The organism is Microbacterium sp. NPDC087665 (genome assembly GCF_044743285.1).
In the GTDB taxonomy this organism is placed as follows: Bacteria; Actinomycetota; Actinomycetes; order Actinomycetales; family Microbacteriaceae; genus Microbacterium.
The window spans coordinates 470,283-494,108 of record NZ_JBIUWD010000004.1 but is presented as its reverse complement, the minus strand read 5'-3'; the positions used below and the strand labels follow the sequence as shown (position 1 = coordinate 494,108).

Here is a 23,826-nt window from a genome sequence, read left to right as displayed (position 1 = left end):
CGTCGTTCGGGCCTGCTCAGGACGTGAGTCCGCGTCGTGCGAGCAGCGGACCGATGTCAGCGACGCGGCCACGGAAGTCGTGGTACGCGGCGAGGGGATCTTTCGAGCCGCCCACACCGAGCAGTCGCTGACGGAATCGGTCGCCATTCTCTCGGGTGAGACCGCCGTTCTCGACGAACCACTCGACCGTGTCCGCGTCGAGCACCTCGCTCCAGATGTAGGAGTAGTACCCGGCGCTGTAGCCGCCCGAGAAGACGTGCGCGAAATACGTCGACGAGTATCGGGTCGGCACGGCCGGGTTGTCGAGCCCGATGTCGGCGAGTGCGGCCCCTTCGAACACCGAGACGTCGAGCACCTTGGTGTGCGTATCGATCCGGTGCCAGGCCTGGTCGAGCCATGCGGCGGCGAGATACTCGCTCGTCGCGTGCCCCTGGTCGAAGGTCTCGGTCGCGCGCAGCCGGTCGACGATCGCCGCATCCAGAGGTTCGCCGGTCACGTGATGGCGTGCGTAGTTGTCGAGCACCTCGGGCCAGAGGATCCACATCTCGTTCACCTGGCTCGGGAACTCGACGAAGTCGCGGAACACATTGGTGCCGGCGAAGTGCGGGTAGGTCACGGTCGCGAAGAGTCCGTGCAGGGCGTGCCCGAACTCGTGGAAGAGGGTCGTCACCTCGTCGAGGGTCAGCAGAGTCGGTTCGCCGTCGCCGGGCAGAGCCACGTTGAGGTTGTTCACCACGACCGGAGCAGTGCCGCGCAAGCGCGACTGGCTCACGATCGAGTTCATCCAGGCGCCTCCGCGCTTCGAGTCGCGGGTGTAGAGGTCGAGGATGTACAGCCCGAGGGGACTGCCGTCGGCGTTGCTCACCTCGAAGACGCGCGCGCCCGGGTGATACGACGGAAGATCGGTGCGCTCGGCGAACGTCACGCCGTACAGACGGGTCGCCGCGAAGAAAACGCCGTCGCGGAGAACGCGCTCGGCTTCGAACCACGGACGGAGTGCGCTCGTGTCGATGTCGTAGGTCGCCGCCCGCACCTTCTCGGTGTAGAACGCCCAGTCGTGCGCCTCGATGGGGAAGGGAGCGGCTTCGGTCTCGTCGACGATCGCCTGGAGAGACTCCTGCTCGGCACGCGCGTTGCGAGCCGATGGACCGTTGAGGGCGCGGAGCATGTCTTCGACGGCATCCGGGCTTCCCGCGGTCTCATCAGCCGTCACGTACGCCGCATGCGACGGGTAGCCCAGGAGCGCGGCCCGCTCGGCGCGGAGCCGAACGATCTCGAGCAGCACCGGGCGGTTGTCGTTCGCGTTCGCCCGGGAGCCCCGGGCCCGCGACGCCGCCATGATGCGTCGCCGGGTTTCGCGGTCGCGCAACTGCGCGAGGTACGGATGCCCGGTGAACAGCGGGAGAGAGATGAGGTAGGAACCGTCGAGGCCCCGCTCGGTCGCGGATCGGGCCGCAGCCGAGAGCTCGCCGGCGCTGAGGCCGTCGAGGTCGTCGGCGGAGTCGAACACGACGGCGAGGTCGTTCGTGTCGTTCAGCAGGTTGCGTTCGAACGTGTTGCTCAGCGACGAGAGCTGCTGGTTGAGCTGCGTCAGCTGCGCTTTGGCCTCGTCATCGAGGGCAGCGCCCGCATGCGTCATCTCACGATGATGCCGTTCGACGAGGTAGCGCTGCTCGTCATCGAGGTCGAGCTGGTCGAGCCGGTCGTGCACCTGCTGTACGCGCCAGTACAGCGCGCCGTCGAGCGTCACGGCGTCGTTGTGCGCGGCCATGAGCGGGGCGAGCTGTTCATCGACGGCTTGGATCTCTTCGGTGGCATCCGCCGAGCTGACCGTGTAGAACGCGTGCGCCACACGGTCGAGGAGGTCGCCTGAGCGCTCGATGGCCTCGATCGTGTTCTCGAAGGTCGGCATCGATCGGACCATCGTGATGCGAGAGATCTCCCGCAGGTGCTCATCGAACGCCGCCTGGAAAGCGGGAAGGTAGTGCTCGGCGCGGATCACCCGGTAGTCGGGAAGGCCGTAGGGGAGCGTCGAGGGCTGGAGCAGCGGGTTCGAGGCATCGGTCGTCATGATCCGAGCCTATCCACCACTGCCGAGGCGCGGGTGAGGCTCAGGTCACCGGCAGGATGAGGTCGGTGCGCAGTTCGCCCGCAGCCGCGCTCGGAACCGACACGTACACGTCGATCAGGATGCTCCGCGATGACAGGCCGGCAGCGCTCGTGCGTTCGACGAGCGCCGCCCAGGCAGCGCCGAGGCCGTCGTACGGGCCCCCGGGCCGACAGGAACGAGGGCGCCGGCCGCGAACTGCGCGGCGATGGCCCTGTACCCGGTGTCGAAGGCGTCACGGAGATCGCCGATGCGGATGCCCTCATGCCGGATGACGGACAGCGTGGACGGTCGTCGCCGATATGGCAAGAGGCCCCCACCCTCGTTCAGAGGAGAAGGGGCCTCGCGCGTTCGCCTGCGCGTCAGTCCTGGAAGGGACGGGCGATGACCGCGCCCGAAGCGGACTGCAGGACTTCCCATCCGGCATCGAGCTCGGCGATGGCGCGACCCTCGAGCCAGGTGAGGGTCCAGTGGCCCGTCAGGCCCTTCGCCTCGACCTCCGCGATCGCGGGGCGCAGGGCGGCGGGCACCGAAGCCGGAGCCTCGGATCCGGCAGCCCATCGCGTACCCAGCTGCATCAGGACTCCTCGGCCGGGGCGAGTTCGATCGCGGTCACGGCGAACTCCTCGGCCTCGCCGAACTCGAGATCGGCGATGCGTCCGACGGCGCGGAGGTCGTCGGCGGCCGCGCGCAGGGCGTCGAGCTTCGCATCCGGTGCGACGATCACGGCGCGTGCGACCGGTGTCTTCTGCGAGGCCTTCGCCTCGGTCTTGGCGCGACGGATGCCGATCAGCGCCTCGCTCGCGGCGGCGAGCACCGCGGTGTCGCCGTCGATTCCGAGAGGCTCGGGCCAGGAGGCCGTGTGCACGGACCCCTCTTCGAACCACGACCACGCCTCTTCCGTCGCGAACGACAGCACGGGCGCGAGCAGCCGCAACAGGGTCGAGAGCGCGAGCCGCAGTGCGAGCGCCGCGGATGCCTGACCGACATCGTTCTGGTTGTAGGCGCGCTCCTTGACGAGTTCGAGATAGTCGTCGCAGAACGTCCAGAAGAAGCCTTCGGTGATCTCGAGGGCCCGTGCCTGGTCGTACCGCTCGAAGGCCTTCGTCGCCTCGACGACGACGCTGTCGAGGCCCGCGAGCATCGAGGCATCCAGCGCGTGCGTGACCTGCGCCCCCTCCGGAACCGGGAACGACAGCACGAACTTCGCCGCGTTGAGCACCTTGATCGCCAGACGACGGCCGATCTTCACCTGGGTCGGGTTCTGCGGGTCGAACGCGGCATCCATTCCGAGACGGCTCGAGGCGGACCAGTAGCGCACGGCATCCGACCCGTGCGTGTCGAGGATGTCGGCGGGGGTCACCACGTTGCCCTTGGACTTCGACATCTTCTTGCGGTCGGGGTCGACGATGAAGCCGCTGATGGCGGCGCTGCGCCAGGGCGAACGGCCGTCTTCGAGGACCGAACGCAGCATGGTCGAGAACAGCCAGGTGCGGATGATGTCCTGCCCCTGCGGGCGCAGGTCGAACGGAGCGGTGAGGTTCCAGAGCTCTTCGTCGCGTTCCCATCCGCCGGCGAGCTGCGGGGTGAGCGACGACGTCGCCCAGGTGTCGAAGATGTCGGCCTCGGCGTCGAATCCGCCGGCGACGCCGCGCTGGGCCTCGGTGTAGCCCGCGGGCACATCGGACGTCGGATCGATCGGCAGGGTCGCCGCATCGGGAACGAGCACGCGGTCGTAGTCGCGCTCGCCGTTCTCATCGAGCGCGTACCAGAGCGGGATCGGCACTCCGAAGAACCGCTGACGCGAGACGAGCCAGTCGCCCGTCAGGCCGCCGACCCAGTTCTCATAGCGCACGCGCATGAAGTCGGGGTACCAGTTCAGCTCCGATCCGTGGGCGAGCAGCTTGTCGCGCAGCTCGCCGTCGCGGGCGCCGTTGCGGATGTACCACTGGCGCGTGGACACGATCTCGAGCGGTCGGTCGCCCTTCTCGAAGAACTTCACGGCATGGCTGAACGGCTTGCCGACCGCGGTGAGGTCGCCGGTCTCCTGCATCTTCTCGACGATGGCCTTTCGCGCGCTGAACACGGTCTTCCCGGCCAGCTCTTCGCCGTACCAGGCGGCGGCTTCGGCGTTCGCGACCGATTCCGGCGCGGTCGGGAGGAACCGGCCGTCGAGGCCGATCGTCGTCATGTTGGGGAGCGACTCGTTCTCGGTGGTGCGCAGTTCGCGCCACCAGATGATGTCGGTCACGTCACCGAAGGTGCAGACCATGGCGGCGCCGGTGCCCTTGTCGGGCTGCGCGAGGTGGTGGCCGTGGATCTCGATCTCGGCATCGAAGAACGGCGTGCGCACCTTCGTACCGATGAGGTGCTTGTGCGGCCCCTCCGGGTGGGTGACGATCGCGATGCACGCGGGAAGCAGTTCCGGACGGGTGGTGTCGATCGCGATCGACCCCGACCCGTCGGCGAACGGGAATTCGATGGTGTGGTACGCGGCCTGCTGGTCGCGATCCTCGAGTTCGGCCTGGGCGATCGCCGAGCGGAAGTCGATGTCCCAGAGCGTGGGAGCCAGCGCCTGGTACGCCTCGCCCCGCTCGATGTTGCGCAGGAACGCGAGCTGGCTCTGGCGGATCGTGTCGTCGGAGATCGTGCGGTACGTCTGGGTCCAGTCGACGCTCAGGCCGAGCTGACGGAACAGCGCCTCGAACTGCTTCTCATCCTCGATGGTCAGGCGCTCGCACAGCTCGATGAAGTTGCGGCGGCTGATGGGCAGCTGGTCGGCGGCGCGGCTCGACTTGTTGTCGCCGCCCTCGAACGGGGGCGTGAAGTCGGGCGTGTACGGGAGCGAGGGGTCGCAGCGCACGCCGTAGTAGTTCTGCACGCGACGCTCGGTGGGCAGTCCGTTGTCGTCCCACCCCATCGGGTAGAACACCGTCTTGCCGCGCATGCGCTCGAAGCGCGCCTTGACGTCGGTGTGCGTGTACGAGAACACGTGCCCGATGTGGAGGCTGCCGGATGCGGTGGGCGGCGGGGTGTCGATCGAGAAGACGCCCTCGCGCCCCGACTGCGCGGCGCGGACGCGGTCGAACAGGTACGTGCCCTGCGCGGCCCACGTGGAGTCCCATTTCGCTTCGAGGCCTTCGAGTACGGGCTTGTCGGGAATCTGGTTCTGCGCAGTTTCAGAAGCAGGCATGGAGGTCTCCTCGAGCGATGTATGCGGCACTGTGTGAGCGTGCCTGAGTGTGGGTGTGCGAACCAGTCTAGCCAGGGTGGGCGGAGTCGGATGCTGCCGCAAATCGACCCCGTCCAACAATCGGCTCTAGACTGGTCGTACCCCCCACCCGATCGTCCTGAGGAATCGTCATGCCCGCAGCATCCGTGCGCCGTCTTCTTCCCGTCGCGGCCCTCGCCGCCGTGGCCGCTCTGGCGCTGAGCGCCTGCAGCGCCTCGTCCGCACAGGATGGCGCCGGGGGAGAAGTCGTCTGGTCGATCGAGGGCGCGAATCTCTCGGCCGGGCACATGGACCCGCAGGTGAGCCAGCTCGACGTCTCGGGCATGGTGCAGCGCGCGGTGCTCGACTCGCTGGTCTTCCAGGAGGACGACGGCTCGTTCTCGCCGTGGCTCGCGACCGACTGGATCGTGTCCGACGACAGCACCGAGTACACCTTCACGCTGCGCGACGACGTGACCTTCCACGACGGCGAGCCCTTCGACGCCGCGGCCGTCAAGGCGAACTTCGACCGCATCGTCGACCCCGACACCGCGTCGGCGCAGGCCGCGAGCATGCTCGGAGCGGACTTCTACGAGGGCACCGAGGTCGTCGACGACCACACCGTGATCGTGAGCTTCACGCAGCCGTACGCGCCGTTCCTGCAGGCGGCGAGCACGCCGCAGCTCGGGTTCTACTCGCCGGCGGTGCTCGAGGAGTCGGCGGACCAGCTCAAGGCGGGCGGCCCGGGGATCACCGTCGGTACCGGTCCGTTCGAACTCACCGAGTACACGCCCGACCAGGAGCTCGTCTACACCCGCAACGACGACTACGCCTGGGGCCCCCACGGCGAGAAGGCGCCGGCCTTCGAGACGCTGCGCGTCGAGATCCAGCCCGAGGCATCCGTCCGCACCGGTGTCGTCTCCAGCGGCGAGGCGGATCTCGCCAGCAACATCCCGCCCAACCTCGTGGAGGGCCTGGGACATGGCATCACGGTCGATTCGATCGAGTACCCCGGTCTGCCGTACTCGCTGTACCTGAACGAGAAGTACGGTGTGTTCGCGGACGAGAAGGTGCGCCAGGCATTCGCCCGCGGCATCGACATCGATCCGGCCGTCGAAGAGATCTTCTTCGGACAGTTCCCGCGGGCGTGGAGCGTGCTGAGCTCCACGACGCCCGGATACGATGCGGCTCTGGAGGGCACCTGGGCATTCGACCCCGACGAGGCCAACCGCCTGCTCGACGAAGCCGGATGGACCGAGCGCGACACCGACGGCATCCGCATGAAGGACGGTGCGCGTCTGTCGGCGACCTGGATCGCCTGGACCCCTGTTCCCGACGACCGTGCCGCGCTGGCGAACGCGATCCAGTCCGATCTGAAGAAGATCGGCTTCGAGGTCGTCCGCGACGTGCTCGAGCCCGGTGCGTACAACGACCAGTACGGCCCGAAGACCTTCGACCTCACCGACTGGGGCTTCTCGGGCGTCGACCCCGACTTCCTGCGTGCGCACCTGCACACCGACGGGTTCCAGAACGCGTCGCAGGTGTCCGACCCCGAGGTCGACGGTCTGCTCGAGACCGCCGTCGCGACCAGCGATCAGACCGAGCGCAATGCGCTGTACACGCAGCTCCAGCAGTGGAACGCCACGTATACGGCGATCGTGCCGCTCTACAGCCCCTCGGCGATCACCGCGGTCGGCGAGCGCATCGAGGGTGTGGACTACGACCTCTACGGGCGGCCCCTGTTCTACGATGTGACCGTCGGCTGATCCGGAACCGACGCACTGTGTGAAGGGGGAGCGGTGAAGGCTGCGCTCACGAAGATCGCCGGTCTCGCCGCATCCGTCATCGTCGTCCTCTGGGGCGCAGCGACGCTCGCGTTCCTCGCGTTCCGGGTCATCCCGGGTGATCCGGTCTCGGTGATGCTCGGTCCGCAGGCGCAGGTGAGCGAGGCGGTGAAAGACGGCATCCGTGCCGATCTGGGCCTCGACCGACCTCCGCTCCAGCAGTACCTCGACTATCTCGGTCAGCTCGTGCGCGGCGATCTCGGCGAGTCCTATCAGTTGAGGCTGCCGGTGTCCGAGGTGATCGGTCGACAGCTCGGTGCGACGCTGCAGCTGTCCGCCCTCGCCCTGGCCATCGCCCTCGTTCTCGCGCTCGCCGTGGCATTGCTGGTGCGCGGCGAGACCGCCCGCGCCGTCGCCACCGGCGTCGAGCTGGTCGTGCTGTCGTCGCCGGTGTTCTGGATCGGTCTGATCCTGCTGAGCGTCTTCGCGTTCGGTCTCGGCTGGTTCCCGGTCTCGGGGTCACGGAACCCGGCGACGATCGTCCTCCCGGCGGTGACCCTGGCGCTCCCGGTGGCCGCGCTGCTCGGGCAGGTGCTGCGGGATGGTCTCGTGCAGGCCGAGCGGATGCCGTTCGCCGAAACCGTGCGGGCCCGGGGAGCGAGCGCCGGGTGGTTCACGCTCCGGCACGGCCTGCGCCATGGGGCTTCCGGGGCGGTGACGCTCACCGCCTACCTCACCGGTTCGGTGCTCGGAGGAGCGGTGCTCGTCGAGACCGTGTTCGCCCGGCCCGGGCTGGGCCGCGTGACGCTCGCGGCGATCAGCGACCGCGACCTGCCGGTGATCTCGGGGATCATCCTGCTCAGCGCTCTCGTGTTCGTCACGGTGAACGTCGTCGTCGAACTGGTGCACCCGTTGATCGACCCGCGCCTGCGCGTCACACGGCGGGAGTCACTCCGATGAGCCGGGCGCAGCGGGTTCTGCTGTGGTCGGCGCTGGCGGTGCTCGCGGTCATCGCCTTCGCGGCGGCATTCCCCGGGGTGCTCGCCACGCACGACCCGGTGCTCACCGATGTGCGGGGGGCGCTTCGCCCGCCGAGCGCGGAACACCTCTTCGGCACCGACCAGAGCGGTCGCGACGTGTATTCGCGCGTCGTCTTCGGGGCCGCGCGCTCGGTCGGCATCGGTCTGCTGGCGACGGCGATCGCCCTCGTCGCGGGGCTGGCGATCGGCGCCCTGGCTGGCACGGCTCCGAGGGCCGTCGATGTGTCGCTCATGCGCATCAACGACGTGCTGATGGCATTCCCCGAGTTCCTCGTCGCGCTGGTCGTGATCGCGATCCTGGGACCCGGGCCGGTGAACGTCGCGCTCGCGGTGACGTTGGCCGCGGTGCCGGTGTACATCCGACTCGCGCGCGTGCAGACGCGCACGCTCCGCGTGGCAGAGCACGTCGAGGCCGCGCGCATCCTGGGGGTGCCCCGTTTCCTCGCATTCCGACGTCATGTGCTGCCCGGCGTCGTGGGCTCGCTCAGCGTTCTGGCGACGATCGGCATCGGCTCGAGCATCCTCGCCGCCTCGGGCCTCAGCTTCCTCGGGCTCGGGCCCGCGGAGCCGACGCCGGAGTGGGGCCTCATGCTCGCCGGAGGTCGGAACGTGCTCGGTCAGGCGTGGTGGATCTCGGTGTTCCCCGGAATCGCGATCACGCTCACCGTCGTCGCGGCGACCATCGTCGGGCGGGTACTGCGCGCTCGGGCCGACGGGAGGAACGGATGACCGAATCAGCCGAGCAGGCTTCCGCCGCGCTCGAGGTGCAGAACCTCCGCATCGCCATCGACGGCGCGGTCGTCGTCGGCGGGGTCACGCTGTCGATCGCACCCGGCGAGTGCGTCGCGATCGTCGGTGAGTCGGGGGCGGGCAAGTCGCTGACGGCGCGGGCGCTGCTCGGCCTGACTCCGCGCGGAGCGGTGGTCTCCGCCGACGTGCTGCGCGTGGACGGGCACGACGCCACTGCGCTGGACGAACACGGCTGGCGGCGATTGCGGGGGGCGATGGTCGCTCTGGTGGCTCAGGACGCACTCGTGGCACTCGACCCGCTGCAGCGCATCGGATCGGAGATCGCCGAACCGATCCGACTGCACGAACGCGCACCGCGCGATCTTGGGGAGCGGACGCTCGGGCTGCTGCGCCGTGTCTGGATGCCCGAGCCGGAACGCCGCATGCGCCAGTACCCGCACGAGCTCTCCGGAGGGCTGCGCCAGCGCGCCCTCATCGCGTCGGCCCTCGCCGCCGCACCGTCAGCGTTGATCGCCGACGAACCGACCACCGCGCTCGATGCCACCGTGCAGGCGCGCATCCTCGATCTGCTGCGCGAGATCGCGGATGCGGGAACCGCCGTGCTCTTCATCAGTCATGACTTCGCGGCCGTGCGTCGAGTCGCCGATCGCGTGCTCGTGATGCGGGAGGGGCAGGTCGTCGAAGAGGGCATGGTCGCACAGGTGCTCGAAGCTCCCCAGCATCCGTACACCCGTCAGCTCATCGCGGCCACGATCCACGAGCCGCGGGAACCGGACGATCGCCCCACGGTTCCCGTGCTGTCGGTGACGGCGGTCGCGAAGGTGTTCGCGGCGATCCCCGCCGTGGAAGACGCGACCTTCGAGGTGCGGCAGGGGAGCACCCTCGGCATCGTGGGCGAGTCCGGGTCGGGCAAGACCACGCTCGCCCGCATGGTCATCGGCGTCGAGAGACCCGACGCCGGTGAGATCCGATGGCACGGCGCGCATCGCGTGCAGCTCGTGCACCAGAATCCGCTCGGCGCCTTCGACCCGCGGTGGACGATCGGTCGGTCGCTGCGCGAGGCGCTCGCCGCCGGGGGAGTGCCCCGGGTGCAGCGTGCCCGCCGGGTGGAAGAGCTTCTCGTCGAGGTCGACCTCGATCCCGCGCTCGCCACACGCCTGCCGGCAGACCTCTCGGGCGGGCAGCGTCAACGGGCGGCGATCGTCCGGGCGCTCGCCGCCGATCCCGATGTGCTGGTGCTGGACGAGCCGGTCTCGGCGCTCGACCCCTCGGTACGCGAGCGCGTGCTCCGCATCCTCGCTCGCCTGCAGCGCGAACGCCGGCTCACGATGATCTTCGTATCGCACGATCTCGATGTGGTCGCCGCGGTCGCCGATGACGTGCTCGTCATGCAGGACGGACGCATCGTCGAGCAGGGACCGGTGGCGGCCGTGTTCGCGGCGCCGGAGCATCCGTTCACCCGCGAGCTGCTGGCCGCGAGTGGCGCGCTGACGCTCAGTCCTTGATCTGGATGCCGAGCCCCTCCGCGATCAGGGCAGCGAGCTGCTGCACCTGGAAGCTCGTGAGCGTGGTGCCGCGAAGACTGTTGGCGTCGAGGAAGGAGAGCGCGTCGAGACCGCGCAGGTCGACGTCGCTCGCCCGCATGCCGCGGGTGTCGACCTCGTCGCTCGCGGAGTCGGTGAAGCGGATGCGGGTGAGTTCTGCCTGAGGCATGTCGAGCGCACGGATTCGGCACCCGGTGACGTCGACGTCTTCGACACGCGAGCCACCGAGGTTCAGATAGTCGATGCGGACGTCGCGCAGCTCGAGCTCGGCGACGCGCGCACCACTGAGGTCGAGAGTGCCGATGCGGCCGCCCGTGACGCGCAGGCGCCGGATGCCGGAGTTGCGCATCCGGAGGGAGGCGACCCGGATGTTCGACATCTCGACGTCGAGGATGGTGGCTCCGGTGAGGTCGATCGTGTCGGCATCGGCCGTCACCCGGCACTGCTCGAGGGACGCGTAAGCGAGATCGATGTCTCCGGTGAGGTCGAGCGCGGCGGCGATGAGGTCGGCACTGCGTCGCGGCTGTGCGGGGGCGAAATCATCGGGGAGATCGGGAGGGGAGAGGCGCGGGGCGACGGGCGACTCGGGTGTGCGGGCCATGCTTCGAGGGTAGGCGCGGCCGGGGACACTCGCGATCCTCGCCGAACGACGTCCGCGACGCGCGGGGGCCGGAGGCGCGTACACTGGGAACCACGAGCATCGATCCGGCATCACCGGGGAGCTCTCGGAAGAACAGCCCGGCGACGGGCCCAGTAGAACCGAGCGGGGCAGGCCCGTCACAGCCGCAGTGAGAGTGGCGTGAACGCACCGAACGGTGCTGGAACGCACGCGAGGTGGTACCGCGGTCCGCGAGGGTCGTCCTCGCAGGAGCATCCGCCACGACGACACTGCGAGACACGATGACCTACCCGCGTTCCTCCTTCGGACCCGCCGCCGACCAGGCCGCCTCTGTGGCGCCGAGCCCCCGCTTCCCCCGGATCGAGGAGGAGGTGCTCGACTTCTGGAAGACCGACGACACCTTCCGCGCCTCGATCGAGCAGCGCGAGGGCTCGCCCGAGTGGGTGTTCTACGACGGCCCGCCGTTCGCCAACGGCCTGCCGCACTACGGACACCTCCTCACGGGCTATGCCAAGGACGTGTTCCCGCGCTTCCAGACCATGACCGGCCACAAGGTCGACCGGGTCTTCGGTTGGGACACCCACGGCCTCCCCGCCGAGCTCGAAGCCATGAAGCAGCTCGGCATCACCGAGAAGAGCGAGATCGAGGGCATGGGCATCGACGTCTTCAACGCGAAGGCGAAGAGCTCGGTGCTCACCTACACCCACGAATGGCAGGACTACGTCACCCGCCAGGCACGGTGGGTCGACTTCGACCGCGGCTACAAGACCCTCGACCTCGGGTACATGGAGAGCGTGCTCTGGGCGTTCAAGACCCTCTACGACAAGAGCCTCGCCTACGAGGGTTACCGCGTGCTGCCGTACTGCTGGCGCGACGAGACGCCGCTCAGCGCGCACGAGCTGCGCATGGACGACGACGTCTACCAGATGCGTCAGGACCCCTCCGTCACGGTCACCTTCCCGCTGACGGGCGCCAAGGCTGAAGCGCTCGGCCTCACCGCCGTGCGCGCACTGGCCTGGACGACAACGCCCTGGACCCTCCCGACCAACCTCGCGCTCGCCGTCGGGCCCGACATCGAGTACGTGGTGGTTCCCGCCGGCCCGAACGGCGCGGCCGACGTGCACCAGGTCGCAGGATCGACGGACGCCGCGGTCGAGGCATCCGCCCACCGCTACCTGCTCGCCCGCGAACTGCTCGGCGGCTACGCCAAGGACCTCGGCTACGAGAGCGCCGAGGACGCGCTCGCCGCGGTGGATGCATCCGTGCGCGGATCCGAGCTGCAGGACGTCACGTACGACCGCCTCTTCGACTACTACGCGGATGCCGAGGTCTGGGGCACCGAGAACGCGTGGCGCATCCTCGTCGACGACTACGTCACGGTCAGCGACGGCACCGGCATCGTGCACCAGGCTCCGGCCTACGGTGAGGACGACCAGCGGGTGGCCGGGGCTGCCGGCATCCCCACGATCCTCTCGCTGAGCGACGGCGGGCGCTTCCTCCCGAACGTGACCGACGTCGCGGGCGAGCTCTGGATGGACGCCAACACCCCGCTCGTGCGTCTCATCCGCGAGAACGGTCGGCTCGTGCGGATGCAGAGTTACGAGCACTCGTACCCGCACTGCTGGCGCTGCCGCAATCCCCTGATCTACAAGGCCGTCTCGAGCTGGTTCATCCGCGTGACGGACATCAAGGACGACATGCTCGCGAACAACGAGCAGATCACCTGGGTGCCCGAGAACGTCAAGTACGGCCAGTTCGGCAAGTGGCTCGAGGGCGCGCGCGACTGGTCGATCAGCCGCAACCGCTACTGGGGCTCGCCCATCCCGATCTGGAAGAGCGACGACCCCGAGTACCCGCGCGTCGACGCCTACGGTTCGCTGGACGACATGCAGCGCGACTTCGGCACGCTGCCGCGCAACCCCGAGGGCGAGGTCGATCTGCACCGTCCGTACATCGACGAGCTCACGCGTCCCAACCCCGACGACCCCACCGGCAAGAGCACGATGCGTCGCATCGAAGACGTGTTCGACGTGTGGTTCGACTCGGGATCCATGCCGTACGCGCAGGTGCACTACCCCTTCGAGAATCAGGAGTGGTTCGACTCGCACGCCCCGGCCGACTTCATCGTCGAGTACATCGGGCAGACGCGCGGCTGGTTCTACGTGATGCACGTACTGTCGACCGCGCTCTTCGACCGCCCCGCCTTCACCGGTGTGAGCTGCCACGGCATCGTGCTCGGCAGCGACGGCTACAAGATGTCGAAGTCGTTGCGCAACTATCCGGATGTCTCCGAGGTGCTCGACCGCGACGGCTCCGACGCCATGCGCTGGTTCCTGATGTCGAGCTCGGTGCTGCGCGGCGGCAACCTCGCGGTGACCGAGGAGGGCATCCGCTCGGGCGTGCGCGAGTTCCTGCTGCCGCTGTGGAACTCGTGGTACTTCTTCGCCACCTACGCGAACGCTTCGACAGGCTCAGCGCAGGCGGGCGACGGCGGCTACGAGGCATCGTGGCGCACCGATTCCACCGATGTGCTCGACCGCTACATCCTCGCGCGGCTCGGCGACCTCGTGCGCGAGGTGCGCGCCGATCTGGAGGGACTCGACTCGACGACCGCTTCCGCGCGCCTGCGCGACTTCGCCGAGGTGCTGACGAACTGGTACATCCGTCGCTCGCGCGACCGGTTCTGGACCGGCGTCACCGACGACCCGAAGAGCCGAGAGGCGTTCGACACGCTCTACACGGTGCTCGAGACGCTCTGCCGCGTGGCTGCGCCGCTCGTGCCGCTGATCAGCGAGCGCGTCTGGCAGGGGCTCACCGGCGGCCGCAGCGTGCACCTGCAGGACTGGCCGGACGACGCCGCGTTCCCCGCCGCCGACGAGATCCGCGATGCGATGGATGCCGTCCGCGAGCTGTCGAGCGTGGGCAACGCCCTGCGCAAGAAGGAGAAGCTGCGCGTGCGCCTGCCGCTGGCGCGCCTCACCGTTGTGTCGCCGATCGCGCCCTCGCTCGGTCAGTTCGAGGGGATCCTGCGCGAAGAGCTCAACGTCAAATCCGTCGAGCTCGTGCAGCTCGCGGACACGACCGCCGTCGACTACGGCATCGACCACCGTCTGAGCGTGAACGCGCGCGCGGCGGGCCCGCGCCTCGGCAAAGAGGTGCAGAAGGCCATCCAGGCCGCTCGATCGGGCGACTGGGCCGAGGTCGACGGCGTCGTGACCGCCGGGGGCATCGCGCTGGAACCGTCGGAGTACGAGCTGGTGCTCGAGACGACCGGACGGCCCGAGGGAGAGGCGCTCGCGATCGTTCCGACGGGCGGCTTCGTGCTGCTCGACACGCAGACCACGCCCGAGCTCGAGGCCGAGGGCCTGGCGCGCGACGTGATCCGCGCCGTGCAGGAGACCCGCAAGAACGCCGGCTTCGACGTGAGCGACCGGATCCGTCTGGATCTGCGGTTCGCGAGTCAGGAAGACGAGGATGCCGTGACGGCGGCCTTCGAGATCGCCGATGTGGCGGGGGAGACCCTGGCATTGGAGCACTCGTTGCGTCGCGAGGACGGTCCCGTCGCGGGTGCGGAGTTCATCGCGGACATCGAGAAGGGCACCTACGCGAACCGCGCAGCCTTCACGATCGCCGTCACGCGGATCGGAGGCGCCGCATGAGCGCGCGCGAACGGGCGGATGCCGTCTACGAGACCCTGCTCGCACGGGCGGGAGAGCGCTGGGTGCAGCCCCGCAAGGAGCGCACCGCGCGTATCCTCGCCTTCCTGGACGACCCGCAGCGCACCTACCGCGTCGTGCACATCACGGGCACGAACGGGAAGACGTCGACGGCGCGGATGATCGAGAGCCTGCTGCGAGCCCACGGCCTGCGCACGGGGCTGTTCACGAGCCCGCACCTCGAGCGGTTCACCGAGCGGATCATGATCGATGGTGCTCCCATCGAGGATGCCGCGGTCGCCGACGCGTGGGACGAGATCGCCCCCTTCGTCGAGATCGTCGATGCCGAGCTCGAGGCGTCGGGCGAGGAGCCCCTGACATTCTTCGAGCTGCTCACGGTGCTCGCCTTCGTGGCGGTGGCCGACGCCCCCGTCGATGTGCTGGTGCTCGAAGTCGGCATGGGCGGCGAGTGGGATTCGACGAATACGGCCGACGGCGACGTCGCGGTGTTCTCGCCCATCGACATCGACCATGCAGATCGCCTCGGCGGCACGATCGCCGAGATCGCGCAGGTCAAGGCCGGGATCATCAAAGACGGCGCAGCGGTCGTCTCCGCCGAGCAGCCCGCCGAGGCCGCGGAGGTGCTGCGCCGCGTCGCCGCCGAGCGCAACGCCACGATCGCCTTCGAGGGTGAGGAGTTCGGTCTCGCCGACCAGAAGCTCGCCGTCGGTGGGCAACTGCTCACGGTGCGCGGTCTCGCGGGGAACTACGTCGAGGAGTATCTGCCGCTCTACGGCGCCCACCAGGGGCACAACGCCGCACTGGCCATCGCCGCGGTCGAGTCGCTCATCGGCGGTGCCGCGCAGCGCATCGCCGACGACATCATCACCGAGGGGCTGCAGGGATCGACCTCGCCCGGTCGGCTGCAGCTGCTGGGCATCGCCCCGACCGTCGTGGTGGATGCCGCGCACAACCCGCACGGCGCGAAGGCGCTCGCGCTGGCTCTCGACGACAGCTTCGACTTCGACGAGTGGGGAGTCGTGCTGGGCGTACTCGCCGACAAGGACGCCGCCGGCATCGTCGGGGAGCTCGCCCCCGCGGCCGCGCACGTCTTCGCCACCGCGCCGGACTCCGAGCGTGCGAGCGACGCCGACCTGATCGCGGACCTCGTCGAGCAGACCGGGGGGCGCGCGAGCGTGCATCCGACTCTCGCGGATGCCGCCGACGCCGCGCGGGAGTGGGCCGCATCGAGTGAACGGCGCGCCGTCGTGATCGCCGGGTCCGTCGTTCTCGCGGGAGAGGCGATCGCCCTGTCCGAGGAAGAGGACTGGAAGTCGGGGTGGCGCGCATGACCTCCGCTGCGGAGCCCCGTCGCGCGCCGCGACCCCCACGGCCCCCGCGCACGCTCGTGCAGAAGCTGGCGCCGATCGTCTTGGGCTTCGAATCGATCGTCGTGATCCTCGCGGGTCTCACGATCTTCGGCCTCAAGGCGCTGCCCGCGGGGATCGAGCCCTGGTGGGCGATCGTCGGATCCGTCGTCGTCGCGCTCGCCTGCCTCGCCACCGCCGGGATGATCACCCGCCCCTGGGCGATCAGCCTGGGCTGGGTCATCCAGGTGATCATCGCGCTGTCCGCCTTCTTCGTTCCCGCCATCGCTTTCGTGGCGCTGATTTTCGGCGGCATGTGGGCGTATGCGACGATCATGGGGGCCCGATTGGACGCACGACGTCCCGCCGAGCCCTCGACCGAGACTCAGACTCAGACAGAGAGTGAATGACATGGCCACCGAAGAAACCCTCGTCCTCGTCAAGCCCGATGGTGTCGCCCGCGGCCTCACCGGCGCGATCCTCGCCCGCATCGAGGCGAAGGGCTACGCGCTCGTCGACATCCGCCTCGTGGAGCCGGATCGCGACCTCCTCGCCGCCCACTACGCCGAGCACGAGGGCAAGCCCTTCTACGAGCCCCTGATCGAGTTCATGCTCTCGGGTCCGTCCGTCGCCATCCGTCTCGCGGGCAACCGTGTGATCGAGGGCTTCCGCTCGCTGGCCGGCACGACCGACCCGACGACCGCGGCTCCCGGCACGATCAGGGGCGACTTCGGTCGCGACTGGGGCCTCAAGGTGCAGCAGAACCTGGTGCACGGCTCCGACAGCCCCGAGTCCGCCGCGCGCGAGCTCGGCATCTGGTTCGACTGACTCACCCCGTTTCGACGAGAAGGGCCCGTTCGCACAGCAGTGCGGACGGGCCCTTCTCGTATCGCGGGGCTGCTCGGGGGATCAGCCGAACAGGATGCGCACCATCTCGCCGAGGAAGTCGATTCCCTTCGACTGCGCCATCAGGATGATCACCGCGTAGGCCACGATCGTGGCCAGCGGAACCCACGCCATGAGCTTCTCTGCGCGCTGCTGGGTCTTCTCCGACGAGGTGAAGGTGCCGTTGCGCGTCAGATGCAGCATCGTGGCGAAGAACGTGGGGATCGTGACGGCCCACGTGACCATGCACCACGGGCAGAGGACGATGAGGTCGTAGATGCTCTGCGAGATCAGCCAGCACACGAACCCGAATGCAAACGTGACACCGACACCGAACAAGACCCAGAACCAGCGGGCGAACCGGGCACCGGCGAGCAGAGCCACGCCGACGACGAGCGGCGCCATCCAGCCGGTGAGGCCGAGGATCGGGTTCGGGAAGCCGAAGACGGAGCCCTGCCAGGACTCGAGGTTCTTGCCGCACTGGATGAACGCGCTCAGGTCGCACGAGAGAGATGCGTCGGGATCGGCGAGGATCGCGAACTTCTCGACCGTGAGCTGGAAGGCGGCGAACCAGCCGACGACGCTCGCGATGATCAGCCAGACGGCGAAGATGACGGGGCGGGTGCGCTGCTCGCTCATCTGAGGATTATCTCAGCGACTGCTATGGATCGGGCGAGAACAGGCCGGAGAAAATGCGGGGTGTGCGAGGGGATGCCGCATTCGGGTGGAGTTGGTGCGATAATGGCCTGTGATGCGATGAGCGGCCCCGCCGTGACACGCATCGACGCAGACTTCGGGGTCCTATGCCCCACGCGACCAGAGCTACGAGCCGGTCGCACATCTAGTGAGTTCGCGACACCTGCGGGTATCGCATGAGATTTCGTGGGGCACTCAGTGGCCCGCGCAGGGAGTACGCCAGAGATGGCCGATGAGAACAATGACAACAACGCATCTACCCTCGACCTCCCGGCTGACGCCGCGGAGCCGCTGACGGAGCCCACGGCTCCCGAGGCCGAGGAGGCCACGGATTCCGCTCCCGCGGAGCCGGACGCCCCCTCCGAGCAGGATGCCCCGGCCGAGCCCGCCGTTGAAACCGAGGTCGCCGTCGAGGCATCCGCGGAGGCAGAGGTTGCCGCGGAGGCAGAGGGTGCTGTGGAATCGCCTGCGGTGGCGGAGGCCTCCGCAGAAGCAGACGCCGCGGCTCCGGCCGAGCCCGAGGCGGACGCTTCGCCGTCGGCCGACGAGGTCACCGCAGAAGAGCCCGTCGCCGAGGCATCCGGTCCCGTGACCGCGGTCTCGCTCGGGCTCCTTCCCGAGGTGTTCGTCTCGCAGGTCTCGACGCAGCTGCACTTCTACGCCCCCGAGTTCGTTCCGCTTCCCGAGCGTCCCGGCCGCGCGCCGAGCGCCGACCGCGACCGCGACCGCGACCGCGACCGCGACCGCGACCGTGACCGCGACCGCGAGCCCGAAGATGTCGACGGCGGACGCCGTGGTCGCCGTCGCCGTAGTGGTTCCGACGTCGAGGACCCGCGTGAGGCACCGCGTCAGCGCCAGCGCGTCGTCGAATACATCACCGAGCCCAAGGCCATCAAGGGCTCCACGCGACTCGAGGCGAAGAAGCAGCGCCGTCGTGATGGACGCGACGCCGGTCGTCGTCGCCCCGTCGTCACCGAGGCCGAGTTCCTCGCCCGCCGTGAGTCCGTCGACCGCAAGATGGTCGTGCGCTCCAAGAACGGTCGCACCCAGATCGGTGTGCTCGAGGACGGCGTGCTCGTCGAGCACTACGTCGCGCGCAACCAGGACGCCTCGCTGATCGGAAACGTCTACCTCGGACGCGTGCAGAACGTGCTCCCGAGCATGGAAGCCGCCTTCGTCGACATCGGTCGCGGTCGCAACGCCGTGCTGTACTCCGGCGAGGTCGACTGGGACGGCGTCGAGACCGGCAACCAGCCGCGTCGCATCGAGCTCGCCCTCAAGCCCGGCGATCGCGTGCTCGTGCAGGTCACCAAGGACCCGGTCGGACACAAGGGCGCCCGCCTGACCAGCCAGATCTCGCTCCCCGGCCGCTACCTCGTGTACGTCCCCGGTGGCTCGATGAACGGCATCAGCCGCAAGCTCCCGGACAACGAACGCGCCCGACTCAAGCGCATCCTCAAAGAGGTGCTGCCCGAGTCGTCGGGCGTGATCGTCCGTACCGCTGCCGAGGGCGCGACCGAAGACCAGCTCACACGCGATGTGCAGCGCCTCACCTCCCAGTGGGAGCACGTCCAGAAGCAGGTCGAGAGCCAGCAGGCGCCCGCGCTCCTGCACGCGGAGCCCGACCTGCTCGTGAAGATCGTCCGTGACGTCTTCAACGAGGACTTCACCAAGATGCTCATCCAGGGCGAGGAGTCGCAGGCTACGATCCGTTCGTACCTCGAGAGCGTCGCCCCCGACCTCCTCGAGCGCGTCGAGTCGTACGAGGATGCCGCCGACCCGTTCGACGCGTTCCGCATCACCGAGCAGATCGAGAAGGCCCTCGACCGCAAGGTCTGGCTGCCTTCGGGCGGTTCGCTGGTCATCGACCGTACAGAGGCGATGACGGTCGTCGACGTCAACACCGGAAAGTTCGTCGGAACCGGTGGAAACCTCGAAGAGACCGTCACCAAGAACAACCTCGAAGCCGCCGAGGAGATCGTCCGCCAGCTACGCCTGCGCGACATCGGCGGCATCATCGTCGTCGACTTCATCGACATGGTGCTCGAGTCGAACCGCGATCTCGTGCTGCGCCGGCTGATCGAATGCCTCAGCCGTGACCGCACCAAGCACCAGGTCGCCGAGGTGACCTCGCTGGGCCTCGTGCAGATGACCCGCAAGAAGCTGGGTCTCGGTCTTCTCGAGACGTTCAGCGAGAACTGCGAGGTGTGCGCCGGCCGCGGCGTCATCGTGCACCACGACCCGGTCGTCAAGCACCGCTCGAGCAGCAACGGCAACGGTGGTGGCAACTCGAACGGCAACGGCAACGGCAACGGCAACGGCCAGAGCGGCCGGCGTCAGCGCGGCGGTGGCAACGGCCAGAGCCAGAGCACGCCGCCTCCCGCGAACGTGACGCACAGCATCCCCGAAGGTGCGAAGTCCGCGCTCGCTCAGATCGCGGCGTCGACGAAGGTGCCGTCCGTCGACGATGCGGTGGAGGCCACCGCACCCGAGGTCGCTCCCGCTGAGGTCGTCGAGCGTGCCAAGAAGCCGCGCAAGAAGCGGGGTTCGGATCGCAAGGCGCCCAAGTCGCCGGCCGAGCAGCTTCTCGACTCGGTTCTCGACGCGCTGCCCGAGCCCAAGGCTCCGGGGCAGGGGAGAGGCCGTCGTCGCGTGAGCACGGCTGCCCTTACCGGAACCCCGGTCTCCGTGAACGGCGAGAGTTCAGCGCCGGTCGCGAGCGGGGATCCTGAGGCCTGAAGCGATCAGTCGGCGCACGAGTTCTTTGCCGCCGACGGGTTGCGCACCGCCATCGACGAGCCGGGGGAGAGCCTCCTCCGGCACGTCGTAGTGGTCGAGATCGAACGAACGCGGCGGCAGATCGTGCCGTCGCGCGAACGCGTGCAACTCGTCGAGACTCTCGTCGCTGACGAGGTGGGCCCACAGTCGCCCGTGCGCGGGCCAGAGCGGATCGTCGACGAGTATGGTCATCCCGTCAGCCTAGGACGAGACACACCTTCTCGCTCACTTTGCGACAGGCTCCGGCATCCGGTAAAGTAGTCCCTTGGTGCGTATGCCGCGTCGTCCTCGTCGGTCGAAGCGGAACGTCTTGCATCGCACCCGTCGCCCTGCGGCGCATGCAAGCAACAGTCTTCCCGTGAGATTCTCGGAGCTCCGTGCTCCCCAACGAAACAGGTATGAAGTGGTTTACGCAGTAGTGCGCGCCGGTGGGCGGCAGGAGAAGGTCGAGGTCGGCACGATCGTTCAGCTCGATCGTGTGAAGGCTGCCCAGGGCGAGAACATCGAGCTTGCGGCCGTGCTGCTCGTCGATGGCGCCTCCGTAACCACCGACGCCGACAAGCTGGCGAAGGTCAAGGTCACGGCTGAGGTCATCGGCAACCTCCGCGGCCCGAAGATCATCATCCAGAAGTACAAGAACAAGACCGGCTACAAGAAGCGTCAGGGCCACCGCCAGGAGCTCACGCGCGTCAAGATCACCGGCATCAAGTAAAGACCGAGGAGACCAGGACATGGCACATAAAAAGGGCGCAAGCTCCACCCGTAACGGTCGTGACTCCAACGCACAGCGACTTGGCGTCAAGCGCTTCGGTGGCCAGCAGGTCAACGCCGGCGAGATCATCGTCCGTCAGCGCGGCACCCACTTCCACCCCGGCGTGAACGTCGGCCGTGGCGGCGACGACACGCTGTTCGCTCTGTCCGCAGGCGCGGTGCAGTTCGGTGCGAAGGGCGGCCGCAAGGTCGTCAACATCGTCGCTGCAGGCGAGTAATCGCCACACAGCACTAGACATCCGGTTCGGGGCGGGCTTCGGCTCGCCCCGTCCGTGTATCTGCCCTCCGAATCCGGCGGTCAGGAAAAAGCTCAATCAAGGAGACCGACACATGGTCACGTTCGTCGATACCGTGACGCTGCACCTGCGCGCGGGTAAGGGCGGAAACGGCTGTGTCTCGGTGCACCGCGAGAAGTTCAAGCCTCTCGGCGGTCCCGACGGTGGCAACGGCGGCGACGGCGGCGACATCGTGCTCGTCGCCGACACGCAGACCGGAACGCTCCTGTCGTACCACCACTCGCCGCACCGGTCCTCGCCCAACGGCGGGTTCGGGATGGGCGATCACCGCGCGGGCTACATGGGGGAAGACCTCGAACTTCCGGTTCCCGTGGGAACCGTGGTGAAGAGCCCCGACGGCAATGTGCTGATCGACATGATCATCCCCGGTGAGCGCTTCGTCGTCGCCAAGGGCGGTCTGGGTGGACTGGGCAACGCGGCGCTGTCGTCGCCCAAGCGCAAGGCGCCGGGATTCGCTCTCCTCGGAACCCCCGGCTACGAGGGCGATGTCGTCCTCGAGCTGAAGACGGTGGCCGATGTCGCGCTCGTGGGTTACCCGTCTGCCGGAAAGTCGAGCCTGATCGGCGCGATCTCCGCCGCGCGCCCGAAGATCGCCGACTACCCCTTCACGACGCTCCACCCCAACCTGGGTGTCGTGCAGGCGGGCGAATCGCGGTACACCGTCGCCGACGTTCCCGGACTCATCGAAGGCGCCAGTGAGGGGCGTGGCCTCGGCCTCGACTTCCTTCGTCACGTCGAGCGCTGCACGGCGCTCCTGCACGTGCTCGATTGCGCGACGCTCGAGCCCGGACGCGACCCGATCTCCGACCTCGATGTGATCCTCGCCGAGCTCGCCGCCTACGAGGTGCCCGAGGGACAGACGCCGCTGCTCGAGCGTCCCCAGCTCATCGCACTGAACAAGGTCGATGTTCCTGAGGCCCGCGATCTCGCAGAACTCGTGCGCCCCGATCTGGAAGCCCGCGGGTTCCGCGTCTTCGAGATCTCGACGATCTCGCATGAGGGTCTCCGCCCGCTGACCTTCGCGCTCGGCGAGCTGGTCGACAAGCACCGCGCCGAGCAGGCCCTCGTCGAGGTGCCGCGCGAGCGTGTCGTGATCCGCACGCGGGGCTCCAAGAAGGAGTTCAGCATCCGGGTCGAGGGCGGCACGTACGGCAACGTCTACCGGATCCTCGGCGAGAAGCCGGTGCGCTGGGTGCAGCAGACCGATTTCCAGAACGAAGAAGCCGTCGGATACCTGGCCGATCGCCTCGAGAAGCTGGGTGTCGAAGACGAGCTGTTCCGTCTAGGTGCCGAGCAGGGCTCCACGGTCGTCATCGGCGAGGGCGACAGCATCGTCTTCGACTGGGAGCCGACCATGACCTCGGCAGCCGAGCTGATGACCGCACCCCGTGGAACCGACCCGCGTCTCGCGCCCAACGAGCGTCGTACGACGTCGGAGCGGCGTGAGACCTACTACGAGCGGATGGATGCCAAGGCGGCAGCCCGCGCCGAAGTGGAGGCTCAGCGCCTCCACGCCTACCGCGAGGACGGCGAGTGACGGCACGGACCAGGGCCGATCTCGCCACGGCGACCCGCATCGTCGTGAAGGTGGGATCGTCGTCGATCAGCGGCGAGTCCTCCTGGAGGATCCCGGTCCTGGTCGAGGCACTCGCTGCGGCGCATGCGCGCGGCTGCGAAGTGATCCTGGTCTCTTCGGGTGCGATCGCCACCGGCATCCCGTTCCTCCGCCTCGACGCGCGGCCCACCGACCTCGCCACGCAGCAGGCCGCCGCCGCGGTCGGGCAGAACATCCTCGTCTACCGCTACCAAGAGGCGCTGCGCCCGTTCGACATCGTCGCGGGCCAGGTGCTCCTGACCACCGGCGACCTCGAGCACCCGACGTCTCGCAGCAACGCCCAGCGTGCGATGGAGCGACTGCTGGGCCTGCGCATCCTTCCGATCGTCAATGAGAACGACACGGTCGCGACGCAGGAGATCCGCTTCGGCGACAACGACCGTCTGGGCGCGCTCGTCGCCCAGCTGATCGATGCCGATGCGCTGGTTCTGCTCAGCGACATCGAGTCGCTGTACACGAAACCGCCGTCCGACCCGGGTGCGACCCCCATCGACATCGTCGCCGCAGACGCAGACCTGAGCGGGCTCGAATTCGGCTCGACGGTCGTCAACAGCGTCGGCACCGGGGGAGCGGCGACGAAGGTCTCCGCCGCCCGGCTCGCCGCCGCATCCGGGATCGGGGTGCTGGTCACCAGTGCCGATCTCGTCGCTCAGGCACTGGCCGGAGCAGACATCGGAACCTGGTTCGAGCCGGCCGTCTGAGCACGT

The 23,826-nt window shown here is 68.5% G+C and carries 19 protein-coding genes; 13 read left to right on the top strand and 6 right to left on the bottom strand.

Features of this window, described 5'->3' with window-relative positions; genetic code table 11:
* Window positions 1–16: 16 nt before the first annotated feature.
* The 3 genes from ACIOSY_RS12255 to valS form a co-directional block, all read right to left on the bottom strand.
* Window positions 17–2,071, bottom strand: coding sequence for a M3 family metallopeptidase (locus ACIOSY_RS12255; RefSeq protein WP_400853557.1), 2,055 nt, complete (start codon window positions 2,069–2,071; stop codon window positions 17–19).
* Window positions 2,072–2,469: 398 nt separating this feature from the next.
* A complete protein-coding gene (locus ACIOSY_RS12250) occupies window positions 2,470–2,685 on the bottom strand; it encodes a hypothetical protein (protein WP_400853555.1) in 216 nt (71 codons plus the stop codon).
* Window positions 2,685–5,300, bottom strand: a complete 2,616-nt coding sequence (gene valS / locus ACIOSY_RS12245) for a valine--tRNA ligase (RefSeq protein WP_400853553.1) — start codon at window positions 5,298–5,300, stop codon at window positions 2,685–2,687. Before valS ends, ACIOSY_RS12250 begins: the two co-directional genes overlap by 1 nt.
* Before the next feature lie 170 nt (window positions 5,301–5,470).
* Here valS and ACIOSY_RS12240 point away from each other — a divergent pair, with 170 nt between their 5' ends.
* The 4 genes from ACIOSY_RS12240 to ACIOSY_RS12225 are packed head-to-tail and all read left to right on the top strand — an operon-like array spanning window position 5,471 to window position 10,397.
* On the top strand, window positions 5,471–7,084 hold the full coding sequence (locus ACIOSY_RS12240) for an ABC transporter substrate-binding protein (protein WP_400853551.1): 1,614 nt from the start codon (window positions 5,471–5,473) through the stop codon (window positions 7,082–7,084).
* A 33-nt stretch (window positions 7,085–7,117) separates the two neighbouring features.
* Window positions 7,118–8,062: an ABC transporter permease gene (locus ACIOSY_RS12235; RefSeq protein WP_400853549.1), complete on the top strand. Its 945-nt coding sequence runs from the start codon at window positions 7,118–7,120 to the stop codon at window positions 8,060–8,062.
* Window positions 8,059–8,871 (top strand): ABC transporter permease, encoded by an 813-nt coding sequence (locus tag ACIOSY_RS12230; RefSeq protein ID WP_400853547.1) that lies wholly within the window; start codon window positions 8,059–8,061, stop codon window positions 8,869–8,871. The genes ACIOSY_RS12235 and ACIOSY_RS12230 overlap by 4 nt, the downstream gene beginning before the upstream one ends.
* Window positions 8,868–10,397: an ATP-binding cassette domain-containing protein gene (locus tag ACIOSY_RS12225; RefSeq protein ID WP_400853545.1), complete on the top strand. Its 1,530-nt coding sequence runs from the start codon at window positions 8,868–8,870 to the stop codon at window positions 10,395–10,397. Before ACIOSY_RS12230 ends, ACIOSY_RS12225 begins: the two co-directional genes overlap by 4 nt.
* Here the strand turns inward: ACIOSY_RS12225 and ACIOSY_RS12220 are convergent.
* A complete protein-coding gene (locus ACIOSY_RS12220; RefSeq protein ID WP_400853543.1) occupies window positions 10,387–11,037 on the bottom strand; it encodes a pentapeptide repeat-containing protein in 651 nt (216 codons plus the stop codon). The genes ACIOSY_RS12225 and ACIOSY_RS12220 overlap by 11 nt on opposite strands.
* A gap of 299 nt (window positions 11,038–11,336) precedes the next feature.
* On the opposite strand from ACIOSY_RS12220, the gene ileS reads away from it, so the two are divergent.
* From ileS to ndk, 4 genes are read left to right on the top strand one after another with little or no spacing between them, the layout of a single operon-like run.
* Window positions 11,337–14,714, top strand: coding sequence for an isoleucine--tRNA ligase (gene ileS, locus ACIOSY_RS12215; RefSeq protein WP_400853541.1), 3,378 nt, complete (start codon window positions 11,337–11,339; stop codon window positions 14,712–14,714).
* A complete protein-coding gene (locus ACIOSY_RS12210) occupies window positions 14,711–16,063 on the top strand; it encodes a bifunctional folylpolyglutamate synthase/dihydrofolate synthase (protein ID WP_400853539.1) in 1,353 nt (450 codons plus the stop codon). Before ileS ends, ACIOSY_RS12210 begins: the two co-directional genes overlap by 4 nt.
* Complete coding sequence (locus ACIOSY_RS12205) at window positions 16,060–16,488, top strand: DUF4233 domain-containing protein (RefSeq protein WP_400853537.1); 429 nt, start codon at window positions 16,060–16,062, stop codon at window positions 16,486–16,488. The genes ACIOSY_RS12210 and ACIOSY_RS12205 overlap by 4 nt, the downstream gene beginning before the upstream one ends.
* Before the next feature lies 1 nt (window position 16,489).
* On the top strand, window positions 16,490–16,906 hold the full coding sequence (gene ndk, locus ACIOSY_RS12200; protein ID WP_400853535.1) for a nucleoside-diphosphate kinase: 417 nt from the start codon (window positions 16,490–16,492) through the stop codon (window positions 16,904–16,906).
* Window positions 16,907–16,987: 81 nt separating this feature from the next.
* Here ndk and ACIOSY_RS12195 read toward each other — a convergent pair whose 3' ends face one another.
* The gene (locus ACIOSY_RS12195; RefSeq protein WP_400853533.1) at window positions 16,988–17,602 is read right to left on the bottom strand and encodes a vitamin K epoxide reductase family protein; all 615 of its coding nucleotides are present in this window, start codon (window positions 17,600–17,602) and stop codon (window positions 16,988–16,990) included.
* 282 nt (window positions 17,603–17,884) lie between these two features.
* Between ACIOSY_RS12195 and ACIOSY_RS12190 the strand changes: the two genes are divergently transcribed.
* A complete protein-coding gene (locus ACIOSY_RS12190) occupies window positions 17,885–20,398 on the top strand; it encodes an Rne/Rng family ribonuclease (RefSeq protein WP_400853530.1) in 2,514 nt (837 codons plus the stop codon).
* Here the strand turns inward: ACIOSY_RS12190 and ACIOSY_RS12185 are convergent.
* Window positions 20,363–20,629 carry a DUF4031 domain-containing protein gene (locus ACIOSY_RS12185; RefSeq protein WP_400853528.1) on the bottom strand — a complete coding sequence of 89 codons (267 nt, stop codon included), beginning with the start codon at window positions 20,627–20,629 and terminating at the stop codon, window positions 20,363–20,365. The genes ACIOSY_RS12190 and ACIOSY_RS12185 overlap by 36 nt on opposite strands.
* Before the next feature lie 211 nt (window positions 20,630–20,840).
* Here ACIOSY_RS12185 and rplU point away from each other — a divergent pair, with 211 nt between their 5' ends.
* The 4 genes from rplU (at window position 20,841) to proB (ending at window position 23,820) form a co-directional block, all read left to right on the top strand.
* On the top strand, window positions 20,841–21,149 hold the full coding sequence (rplU, locus tag ACIOSY_RS12180; protein ID WP_400853526.1) for a bL21 family ribosomal protein: 309 nt from the start codon (window positions 20,841–20,843) through the stop codon (window positions 21,147–21,149).
* A 19-nt stretch (window positions 21,150–21,168) separates the two neighbouring features.
* Complete coding sequence (gene rpmA / locus ACIOSY_RS12175; RefSeq protein WP_247622160.1) at window positions 21,169–21,426, top strand: 50S ribosomal protein L27; 258 nt, start codon at window positions 21,169–21,171, stop codon at window positions 21,424–21,426.
* Window positions 21,427–21,538: 112 nt separating this feature from the next.
* On the top strand, window positions 21,539–23,041 hold the full coding sequence (gene obgE, locus ACIOSY_RS12170; RefSeq protein ID WP_400853524.1) for a GTPase ObgE: 1,503 nt from the start codon (window positions 21,539–21,541) through the stop codon (window positions 23,039–23,041).
* Window positions 23,038–23,820: a glutamate 5-kinase gene (gene proB, locus ACIOSY_RS12165; RefSeq protein ID WP_400853522.1), complete on the top strand. Its 783-nt coding sequence runs from the start codon at window positions 23,038–23,040 to the stop codon at window positions 23,818–23,820. Before obgE ends, proB begins: the two co-directional genes overlap by 4 nt.
* The last annotated feature ends 6 nt before the right edge of the window (window positions 23,821–23,826 follow it).